Source organism: Pseudofrankia saprophytica, assembly GCF_000235425.2.
Taxonomy (GTDB): domain Bacteria; phylum Actinomycetota; class Actinomycetes; order Frankiales; family Frankiaceae; genus Pseudofrankia; species Pseudofrankia saprophytica.
Genome location: NZ_KI912266.1, coordinates 6,715,879 through 6,726,452, shown reverse-complemented (window position 1 = coordinate 6,726,452; position 10,574 = coordinate 6,715,879). Strand labels below are relative to the sequence as shown.

The 10,574-nt window shown below is 71.8% G+C and carries 8 protein-coding genes; 4 read left to right on the top strand and 4 right to left on the bottom strand.

Annotated features, from left to right (window positions below):
• From FRCN3DRAFT_RS0228390 to FRCN3DRAFT_RS0228375, 4 genes are all read left to right on the top strand, one after another.
• On the top strand, positions 1 to 1,774 hold a 1,774-nt coding region (locus FRCN3DRAFT_RS0228390), incomplete at its 5' end, for a hypothetical protein (protein WP_342435385.1).
• 187 nt (positions 1,775 to 1,961) lie between these two features.
• On the top strand, positions 1,962 to 2,678 hold the full coding sequence (locus tag FRCN3DRAFT_RS0228385; protein ID WP_007520077.1) for a hypothetical protein: 717 nt from the start codon (positions 1,962 to 1,964) through the stop codon (positions 2,676 to 2,678).
• Between the two features lie 454 nt (positions 2,679 to 3,132).
• Positions 3,133 to 4,209: a DUF1214 domain-containing protein gene (locus FRCN3DRAFT_RS0228380; protein ID WP_007520078.1), complete on the top strand. Its 1,077-nt coding sequence runs from the start codon at positions 3,133 to 3,135 to the stop codon at positions 4,207 to 4,209.
• Positions 4,210 to 4,487: 278 nt separating this feature from the next.
• A complete protein-coding gene (locus tag FRCN3DRAFT_RS0228375; RefSeq protein ID WP_007520080.1) occupies positions 4,488 to 5,702 on the top strand; it encodes an alcohol dehydrogenase catalytic domain-containing protein in 1,215 nt (404 codons plus the stop codon).
• A gap of 309 nt (positions 5,703 to 6,011) precedes the next feature.
• Here FRCN3DRAFT_RS0228375 and FRCN3DRAFT_RS0228370 read toward each other — a convergent pair whose 3' ends face one another.
• From FRCN3DRAFT_RS0228370 to FRCN3DRAFT_RS55440, 4 genes are all read right to left on the bottom strand, one after another.
• Positions 6,012 to 7,475 carry a catalase gene (locus FRCN3DRAFT_RS0228370; protein ID WP_007520082.1) on the bottom strand — a complete coding sequence of 488 codons (1,464 nt, stop codon included), beginning with the start codon at positions 7,473 to 7,475 and terminating at the stop codon, positions 6,012 to 6,014.
• A 344-nt stretch (positions 7,476 to 7,819) separates the two neighbouring features.
• The gene (locus FRCN3DRAFT_RS51985; RefSeq protein WP_007520083.1) at positions 7,820 to 8,770 is read right to left on the bottom strand and encodes an FHA domain-containing protein; all 951 of its coding nucleotides are present in this window, start codon (positions 8,768 to 8,770) and stop codon (positions 7,820 to 7,822) included.
• Positions 8,767 to 10,041: a VWA domain-containing protein gene (locus FRCN3DRAFT_RS0228360; protein WP_007520085.1), complete on the bottom strand. Its 1,275-nt coding sequence runs from the start codon at positions 10,039 to 10,041 to the stop codon at positions 8,767 to 8,769. Before FRCN3DRAFT_RS0228360 ends, FRCN3DRAFT_RS51985 begins: the two co-directional genes overlap by 4 nt.
• Positions 10,041 to 10,574, bottom strand: a 534-nt coding sequence (locus FRCN3DRAFT_RS55440; protein WP_007520088.1) for a PP2C family protein-serine/threonine phosphatase, incomplete at its 5' end; no start/stop codon positions are given. The genes FRCN3DRAFT_RS55440 and FRCN3DRAFT_RS0228360, both read right to left, overlap by 1 nt.

The following is a 10,574-nucleotide window of genomic DNA, read 5'->3' as shown; positions in this document are numbered from 1 at the left end:
GGCCGGCGCCCCGCGGCCGCGGTGGCGCGCACGCGGTCGCCTGCGCCGCCCGGCAATGCTCGTCTGCCTGGTGGCCCTCTTCCTGTCGCTCGCGGCCGGGGTGGCCTCCGCCCACCCCCTCGGCAGCTTCACCGTGAACACCGCGAGCGTGTTGCGGGTGGCGCCCGACCGGGTCCGTGTCGATGTGGTCGTCGACTTCGCCGAGATCCCGACGACCCAGCTGCGGCCCGACGTCGACGCGGCCGGCCCGGCGGCGTGGCGGGACGCGGAGTGCGCCAGGATCACCAGCGACCTGAGGGTGGCCGTGGCTGGCGCACCGGCCAGGCTGTCCCCCACCGGGGGAGCACTGACCTTCCCCCCGGGCCAGGGCGGCCTGTCCACGATGCGGCTGGTCTGCCGATACAGCACCGCCACGACGCGGGGGCTGCTGGACCCGGGCGGCACCGACGTCGAGTACACGCTGAGCGCCTACACCGACCGTTCCGGCTGGCGGGAGACGATCGCGGCTGGCGACGCGGCCACACTCGTCCGCGGCGATGTCCCCGACCAGTCGCCGAGCGCCCTGCTCACCGCCTACCCGACCGACCCGCTCGCCGGCCGGTCCGACGTCACCCATGCGTCGCTGCGCGCCCGGCCCGGTGGCCCGGTGGCCACCGACGCGTTCCCGGACGTCCCCGACGACGGCACCGCCGGCCCGGCGGGCGAGGCGTCCCGCGGCGGCCAGTCCGTCTCCCGGCCAGGGAACGGCGGGCTGACCGCACGGTTCACCGGACTCGTCGGCCCGGACTCGGCGCTGACCGTCGGCGCCGCCGCCGTCGCCCTCGTCGTGGCGCTCGGCCTCGGCGCGGCGCACGCGTTCGCGCCCGGCCACGGCAAGACCCTGATGGCAGCCATGATCATCGGGCGACGGGCGACCCGCCGGCAGCTCGCCGGAATGGCGGGCGCCGTCACGCTGACCCACACTGTCGGGGTCTTCGTGCTGGCCCTGGCACTGTCCGCATCGGCCGGCCTCGCGCCCGAACGCCTCTACCCGTGGCTCGGTGCCGCCAGCGGCCTGCTCATGATCGGCCTCGGGCTCGGGCTCCTGCGCTCGCGGTTCGGCCGGGGCGCCCCCCGCCTCACGGGCGTCCTGGATCTCGACCACCGCGGTGATGACCACCCGCACGGCCACGACCACGGGCACGCGCACGACCACGACCACGCGCACAGCCACAGCCACAGCCACACGCCCGACCACGGCGACGGCCACGGCCACGGCCATGCGCACGACCACGCTGGAACGCCTGGCCACAGCCACAGCGATGCCGATGCCGGCGATGGTGGCGATGCGCACGGGCACCACGATCACGCGGACGGCCGCGGGCACGACCACCCGCACGGGCATCGGCACGGTGGCCGGTGGCACAGCCACGCACCGCTGCTGGCGGCCGACGGGACTCCACCGCGTCTGCGCTCGCTGCTGCTGACCGGCCTCGCCGGCGGCATGGTGCCGACGCCATCGGCGGTCGTTGTGTTGCTGGGCGCGATCAGCCTCGGGCGGGCGTCGTTCGGGGTGCTGCTGGTCATCGCCTACGGCCTGGGCATGGCTTTCACCCTCGTCGGTGTCGGGTACCTGCTTGATCGGTCGCTGCGCCCGCTGCTGCTCCGGCTGTCGCGCAGGGCGCCACGGCTTGCCGCGTCGGCCCTGGCCGCGGGGCCGGTCGTGAGCGCTCTGATGGTCATCGGGGTTGGAGCGCTGCTCATGCTGCGCGCGGGAATGCCGTCGCCGGTCTGACCTCGCGACGGTGCCCGACGGCGCGGATTCCCTTAGAAATTGCGTTGCGAACGGCGGGCCTATCCGGTGAAATTCTCGAGTGTTCGCATGGAGGAGGTGAAGCCATGACGAAGCGAATGAGATAGCCGCCAGTCAGCCAGCCGGGCCATACGGTGCCCGGCGCTGGCGGCCAGGAGGAGTGTGCGTCGTGCGCAACCACGGCGAGAAGACGAAGGACATGGCCGAGTCCGTGCTGCCCTCGACCGCGCGCCGGTCGGCCCGGCAGGAGCGGCGTCGGATTCATCAGCGTCAGCGCGCCCGTGAGCGGAACCTTATGGTGGTCGTCCGTGGCAGCGCGGAACATGACGACGGCGACGCCGACTTTCGTGAGGTGTTCCGTCGTCGGGACATCTCCCAGATGGTGTGGGACCGCCGGGGCGCCGACAAGACCGGCTCGCTGGTCCGCTGGGCGGGCAGCCGGGTCGACCGCGACGACAGCCTGCGGGAGGCGTCGGTCGACGAGCAGATCCAGTACTTCGCCCGCCTGCTGCCCGACAACCTGATCGGCCGGCACGCCGTCCAGCACATCGAGTTCGCGCTGGAGTACCGCGCGCGCCCCGGCTACTGGCGCTCCTACCGGGCCGAACAGGACGCCCGCCGGCGCCGTGAGCACGACCAGCTCGCCACCGACCTGCGGGCCGTCCTCGAGACCGGGCGCCACCGTGAACTCAACGAGGCCCTGCGCGCGGGCTACCTCCGGCAGGCCGGTGTCCGTCCCTGCGGGGCCCAGCCGACCGTCCCCGTCGGCGCTGTCGGCCGCCTCCTGCTGGGTGCCCACGACGTCGACGACTTCGTGAACACCGTGGCCGGCCGCCACCCCTGGATCCTCGACATCGCCCGCGGTCTCGCGCGTAAGGCCGGGTAAGGGCGTCGGGCTCCGGCATATTCGCGCTTTGCCTTGTTTTGGGCCGACTGGTCGACTGGTCGGCCGAATGGCTGGCCGGCCGGACGTCCGCGCCGTGCCCCTTGGCTCGAACGCGCGAGCCGTTCATGATCTGGTGGGATTTTCGGCGCTACAGCTCCGAAAATCCCACCAGATCATGAAACTCGGCACCGCGCTGGAGCATTGGGCGAGTGCGCCGGCCCCGGCCCGTTCGCCGACGCGGCGAACGGCGGGCGGCGGGGTGGTCCGCGTCGCGGCGGAGACGAGCGGCCCGGCCCGGTCTCCGCCGCGGCGCTGGAATGTCGACCCGGCCGCGTTGCCCGAACATTGTCGGTGTCCTTCCTGCCCCTGGCGTCCGAGCAGTACCTACCAGTAGCGTTCGCCGCGGCGCGGCGGCGGTCGCTCGCCGCGCGGCGGACCGGACGCGGGAGAGCCCATGGCCACACAGACGGAGCTGGTGTTCGCGGAGCTGTTGGCGGAGCTCGGCGTGCTCCAGAAACGGTTCGTCGAGCAGCTCGCGGATTTCGGCGACGAACAGACAGTGTTAGAAGCGCACAAGTGGATCCTGTCGATCCTGCAGGTCGCGTCCGACGTCAACGTCTGGGCCGACCCGGCCCGCCCGCGTTTCATCGACATCGTCGGCTCCTACAAGAAGTGGGGCGGCGACAACGCGGACGCGTTCTACAAGTACGCCCCCATCGACCCGGCCCGCACCTACCGGGTCACGGTCGAGCCCGGGGACGCCGTCTATCTTTCCCTCACCGTCTACGGCGGTCCGCGCGACGGGCGCTACTCCGAGCGCATCGTCGGCACGGTGAACAGCACCACCGCCGGGCCGGACGCGGACGGGGTCATACGGATCGTCCTGTCCGCCGAGGAGCCGGACGAGCCCGGCGCGGTCTGGATCAGGCTGGAGCCCGACGCCGTCGCCGCGATCACCCGCGACTACCTGGAGGACCCGGTGCGCGGCCGCCAGGCTCGCTGGGACATCAGCGCCGACGACCCGCCGGCCACGTTCCGCGAGTCGGACGAGGATCTGTCCCGGCGGCTGCGGGCCGCGCTCACCTGGCTGCGCGAGCAGGCGGCGATGGTCCCGCTCGGGCTCGGCGCGCCGAACACGATCGACCCGCCCTACCCGGTGCCGACGGCCACCTTCGGCTGGGCCGCCGGCGACGCCGCCTACGCGATGGGTTCGTTCGACCTCGACGACGACCAGGCACTCGTCATCCGCGGCCGGTCGCCGCGCTGCGCCTTCTGGAACCTGTGCCTGTGGAACCCGTTCCTGCACACCTACAACTACGACTACGAGCGGGTGACGATCAACGGCGCCCAGGTCGCCCACGAGCCCGACGGCTCCTGGGAGATCGTCGTCGCTCCCACGCCCAACGCCCATCCGAACTGGGTCTCCACGGCCGGCCACCGCAGGGGCCGCATCTGGTTGCGCTGGTTCCTCCCCGAGGCCACCCCGACCCAGCCAACCGTCGAGGTGGTCCCGGTGGTGAGCCTGACCTGACGGGTGTGCGTCGTTCTGTGTCGACCCGGCCCGGGGCGCGGAACCGGTCGGGTGCCGATATCTATTTCAGGAATGCCGCTCTTTTCCTCTCCCACCCATTCGCCTCGCCAGGCGCCGGCGCCTCGCCCGGGTGATAGTTACCTGTAGCGATGGGATGAGCCCGTCGTGTCGTAGATGTTGGCGCATCGGACAGCGGACTGGAGGTCCGCCGTGAATCGGACCGGCGGGCGCTCGCGGTCGATATCGCGAACCGCCGGGCAGGGAAGGAGCGGAAGGTGATGAGAGCAGTCGTATGGCACGGCGTCGGCGACATCCGCCTTGACACCGTCACCGAACCGAAGATCGAGCAGCCGACCGACGCCGTCGTTCGTGTCACCACCGCGGCGATCTGTGGCACGGACCTGCATTTTGTCCGGGGCACGGTACCGGGGATGAAGCCGGGCGTCATCGTCGGGCACGAGGGCGTCGGCGTAGTCGAAGAGGTCGGCCACGGCGTCCGCAACTTCAGGCGCGGTGATCGGGTATTGCTGTCCGCCGTGCTCGGTTGCGGCTCCTGCTCCTACTGCCGCAGCGGCTATTTCGCTCAGTGCGACGACATAAACCCGCGCGGCCGCAGGGCCGGATCGGCCTTCTACGGCGCTCCGATGGACAACGGCTCGTTCGACGGGTTGCAGGCCGAGTACGCTCGCGTGCCCTATGCCCACACCAATCTGTTCCGGCTGCCGGACTCGATCTCCGATGATCAGGCGATCCCGCTGTCGGACATCTACCCCACCGGATACTTCGGTGCGGTCATCGCTGAAGTGTCCGACGGCGACGTGGTGGCGGTCTGGGGCTGCGGGCCGGTGGGACAGTTCGCGATCCTGTCGTCGTTCCAGTGCGGCGCGGCGAGGGTGATCGCGATCGATGGCCATGCCGATCGACTGGAACGCGCCCAGACGCTGGGAGCCGAGGTGGTCAACTTCAACGAAGAAGACCCGGTCGAGGCGATCCTGGACCTTACGCGCGGTATCGGTCCCGACCGGGCCATCGACGCCGTGGGGGTGGACGCGGAAAGCCCGAAGTCCGGCCCGGCCGCCGCCAGGGCCCGCGAGCAGGATGACCAGCACCGCGAGGAGCTGCGGCAGATCGCCCCCGAGACGAACGAGCACGACGGGCACTGGAAGCCCGGCGACGCGCCGACGCAGGCTCACTTCTGGGCGGTCGAGAGCCTGGCCAAGGCGGGCACGCTCGGCATCATCGGTGTGTATCCGCCGACCGACCGGTTCTTCCCGATCGGCACCGCGATGAACAAGAACCTGACCGTCAAGACGGGAGTCGGCAACCACCCGCGGTACATCCCGAAGCTGTTGGCCATGGTGGAGTCCGGCGTGGTGAGCCCGGAGAGGCTGGTCACCCAGCACGAGCCGATGCGGGACGTGCTCGCCGCCTACGAGGAGTTCGACCTGCGCCGCCCCGGCTGGCTCAAGGTGGCTCTGGACCCGACCAGCTGACCGCCGCGGCCACCTCGGCCCGAGTTCGCCTGGCCCAAACGGGTGCGCCGCGCGAGCCTTGTCGGGTCGCTGTCGTCGAGCGGTTCCACGCCCGGCGGTCCCCTGCCCCATCCTGAGCGGTGTGCGTTTTCAGACGCTATCGCGAGATGTGCGGGTGGCCCAGGCCGGTCTCCGGAGACCGGTTCCGGCCTTTGCATCGGGGGGTGACCGTGTCCCGTAGGACCCTGGCCTGGCCACCGGGTGGTGGCCAGGCCAGGGATGATCAGGCGGGTGCGGGCCAGCCGCCCGTCGGCGGCCCGTGGTACCCGCCTACGCCTGCCGCTGGGCGCGGACGCCGGCCTCGACCGCGTCGCCGAGGTTCTTGTCGACGTTGCGCCAGTACTCGAAGGCGCGGACGAGGACCGGCTCGCTCACGCCCTTGAGCAAGTGGCCGACGATGTTGCTGACCAGGCGGGCCCGGGCCGCGTCGTCCAGGACCTCGTGGACCATCGTGCCGGCCTGGCCCCAGTCGTCGTCGTCCGGGCGCAGGGTGTACGCGGTGCGCATCATCTCGCCGTCGGAGTACCAGAGGCCGTCGTCGCCGGTCAGCGCCGGGTCGGCCTTCGGGCCGCCGTAGGAGTTCGGCGCGTACACCGGGTCGGTGGCGTTCTGGATGCGCATCGCGCCGTCCTTGGCATAGCTGTGGACGGGCACGTGCGGCGCGTTCACCGGGATCTGCTTGTAGTTGACGCCGAGGCGGGCGCGGTGGGCGTCGGAGTAGCTGAACCCGCGCGCGAGCAGCATCTTGTCGGGCGAGAGGCCGGTGCCGGGGACGAGGTTGTTCGGCTCGAACGCGAGCTGCTCGATCTCGGTGTGGTAGTCGGTGACGTTGCGGTCGAGGGTCAGCCGGCCGACCTCGTGCAGCGGGTAGTCGCCGTGCGGCCACACCTTGGTCAGGTCGAAGGGGTTGAACCGGTAGGTCTTGGCCTCCTCGAACGGCATGATCTGCATCTTCAGGGTCCAGCTTGGGAAGTCGCCGGCCTTGATCGCCGCGTACAGGTCGCGCTGGTGGTAGTCGCCGTCCGACCCGGCGAGCCGGTCGGCGTCCTCCTGGGTGAGGAAGTCGACGCCCTGGTCGGTCTTGAAGTGGTACTTCACCCAGAACTTCTCGCCGGCGGCGTTGATCCACATGTAGGTGTGGCTCGAGTAGCCGTTCATGTAGCGCCAGGTCTTCGGGATGCCGCGGTCGCCCATCAGCCAGGTGACCTGGTGGGCGGACTCGGGGGACAGTGTCCAGAAATCCCACTGCATGTCGTTGTCGCGCATGTTGTTGTCGGCCCGCCGCTTCTGCGAGCGGATGAAGTGCTGGAACTTCATCGGGTCACGCATGAAGAACACCGGGGTGTTGTTGCAGACGAGGTCGAAATTGCCCTCGCTCGTGTAGAACTTCAGCGCGAAGCCGCGCGGGTCGCGCCAGGTGTCGGGGCTGCCGCGCTCCCCGGCCACCGTGGAGAACCGGGCGATGGCCTCCGTCCTGGCGCCGGGCTGGAACATCGCCGCCCGGGTGTAGGCACTCACGTCCTGGGTGACCTCGAAGGTGCCGAACGCGCCACCTCCCTTGGCATGTGGCTGGCGCTCCGGGATGCGCTCCCGGTTGAAGTTCGCCATCTGCTCGATCAGATAGTGGTCCTGCAGCAGCAGGGGACCGTTCGGTCCGACGGAAAGCGAGTGCTCGTCACTGGGGGCCGGCGCGCCGGCGTCGGTCGTCGTCCAAGGGCGTTCCTGGGTGGTCACGCGCGCGCTCCTTTGCGTATGTCGGGACGCCGCTGCCCGAAATGGTCGTGGTACCGGGACGCCACCGGCGCCACACACGCGGCGCTGGCCTGCCGGTATTGAGGGTTCTTGGTGTTGGCAGGCCGCTGCTGACGTGGGTCGGACGTTGAGTCCGCGTACCCGTCGTCGCCCCTGACAAACGCCGGTGGTGATGTGGCCCTCGGTCCCGCTCTGGCCGTTTCAGCCACCCGGTACCGGTTTCGGCGGGTCGCCGCCCTCGCCACGGCACACGGCCTGGCCCGCCCGCGGGCGGCGCAGCCTCGTGGGCGGGGCCGCCTGGCGGGCAGGTCGGTGGGCGGGGCCGGTCAGCGGGCTCGTAGCGTGATCCGGGTCCACGAGCCGAGGTAGATGTGCGCGCCGTCGGCGAGTTCGACCGCGACGCCGCGTTCCACCCGGCGCAGCCCGTCCCCGAGCCAGGTGCCGTTCGCGGAACCGAGGTCGATGATGGTGAGCGGGCGGCCCGCGGGGTGTTCGAGCAGGGCGTGGGTGCGGGAGATGCCGATGTCCTCCGGCGGGAGCGACAGGTCGATCTCCGGGAAGATCCCTCGGGACCGGCTGCGCCGGCCGATCAGCGTCCGGTTCCCCAGCAGCGCGACGAGCCGGGGCGGCGTGTCGGCCGGGAACGGCGCCGAGCCGTCGTCGCCGCGGTCGAAGTAGGCCCGGTCGGGCACGATCTCGGCCAGCCAGGCGGCGGATACGCCGACGGGCGGGTCCTGGCGCGGCGGCACGGATGGCGGCGCCGGCGGGGGAGTCGGCTGGGTCGGGCCGCGCGGGCTCGGGCGCACCCAGCCGGGCGGCGCGGTCCGGGTGACGTAGTCGTAGCCGCACTCCTCGCAGAAGCGCTGGCCGGGCTCACGCGGCGTCTCGCACAGTGGGCAGATCTTCTCCGGCGGCATGGGTCCCGCGGCCGCCGCGGCCGGGGACGGCCCCGGCCCGGCCGGGGTGGCAGACGGAGTACCGGCCAGCGGAACGCCGGCCACGGGAGGGCCCGGCTGTCCGCCCGCGCCCAGGAGGCGCTCGTCGGCCGCTGGCCGGGGCACCGGCCACGGACCGGTGACCCAGCCAAGCGGTGGCCGCGACGACGGCGCCGCAGTGCCGTCGGCCGGCAGCGGCGTGGTCGCCACCTGCGTGGCACCGCCCGCGCCGCCCCCATCGGGGGCGCCACCGATGTTCGCCGCGGCCTCGATCCGGGCACCGCACTCGTCACACCAGTCGTCGGTGGCCGAAAGGTGACCCAGCGGGCAGCGGACGCTCACCGCGGCGCGGGGACCGTCTTCGTCGACTGGGCGTCGAGATCCATCTCGTCCAGCTTCTCCACGTTCGCGCGCAGCTTCACCCTGCCCGTCGCGGCGTCCTCGATCTCGATCACCTTCTCCAGCAACGCCAGCCTGTCGGTGTCCCGGGCCTCGGTGGCGAGCCGAGCCGCCCGCCCGAGCAGTGTCGCGGCGGTCTGCTCGTCGCCGTCCTTGTGCGCCTTGAGACCCTTCTGTATAGCGTCGGCGAGTTCGGCCTGTCCGGTGTAGTGCGCGACCGTGCCGTCGATCTGGGTGCTCAGCTCGATGTCGTCGGTCCACGCCGCGAGCACCTTCGCCTCCGCGAGCGGCTCGTCACCGACGACCAGACGCACCCGGGCCGCCAGCTTCTCGACACCGACAGGGCCTGGGAGGATCTTGACGCCCAGGTGGTACACGCGCTTCTCCTCGCCCCACGCGCCGGTCGGGTAGTCCCTGGTCAGCGCGTCCACCGGGATGGCGCTGCCGGTCAGTTCCGCGACGTCCGGGAGCACCTGCCGCATGAACAGCACCTCGGCGCCCCGCGGCGTCCACACCCGCAGCGTCACCTTGTCGATCCCCCGGCCGAGGGCCGCCTCGACGACGGCGCGGAAGTCGTCGGCCATCTCCCGCGGCTTGCGGATGAGAGCGACGCCGCCGAGCAGCCGCTTCGCGATCCGCCGCAGCTGGGCCACCTCCCAGTCCGCGCCGACACCGCGGCAGTCGCACTGGAACACTCCCTCGCACTTGTCCAGCGCCTGGTCGAGCTCCGCCTCGGTCTGGCCGTTCTGGCCGTCGGTAAGCAGGATCGCGTGGTGGATCGCGTCCGGCCTGGTCAGCATCAGCTCGCGCGCGAGCAGCAGCCACTTGCCGATCGCCGTCCCGCCGCCGGCCTGCATCCGGCTCACCGCCAGCTTGGCCTCCTCCCGGGTGGTGGCGGAGGCGGCGGCCAGGCCGTCCCTCGGCGGGTAGAGCTTCTTGGCGAAGTGCTCGCCCTGCACGACCGCGAACAGCACCCCGTCGCTCAGCGTGTCGATCGCGGCCTTCGCCGCCCGGCGCGCCTCGATGATCTTGTTGCCGCCCATCGACCCGGAGCAGTCCATTATGATCACCTCCGCCGCCGTTCGCCCGACCTGCCGGCCCTGGCCCTGGCCCGGCTTGCCGGTCGACGCGGTGACCGTGACCACCGCGTGCACATCCGTCCCGCCCGTGGACAGGTACTTGTTCTGGTTGACCTCGGAGGTGAAGTCGAGCATCAGCCTCTCCCCGGCATGTCGATGACGACGACGGTGATGTTGTCGCGGCCGCCGGCCCGCAGCGCGACCTTGGTCAGGTGGCGGGCGACCGCGAGCGCGGACGCGCCGGGTGGCAGGTCCGCGACGTGCGCGGCCAGCTCGCTGACACCGGAGGCGTAGTTCCACAGCCCGTCCGTGCACACCACGATCCGGCCGGGGCCGGTGACCGGTACGAAGGCGACACTCGGTCGCGCCTCGACGCGGTCGGGGCTGAGCCACCGGGTGATGGTGTGCGCGCCAGGGGCGGTGTCGGCGGCCTCGGGCGGGATGATGCCGGCACGTACGGCCTCGGCGGCGAGCGTGTCGTCGGCGGTCAGCCGCAGCGCGCCGCCGTCCGAGCCGAGCAGGTAGACCCGGCTGTCACCCAGCCAGCCGACCGTGAGGTCGGTGCCGGTGACGATGGCCGCGGCGAAGGTGCACGACGGCGCCGGGTCGCCGGCCGGCGCGGCGGGCATGGCCCGCTGGGCCCGCTCGGTCGCCGCGCGCAGCGCGCC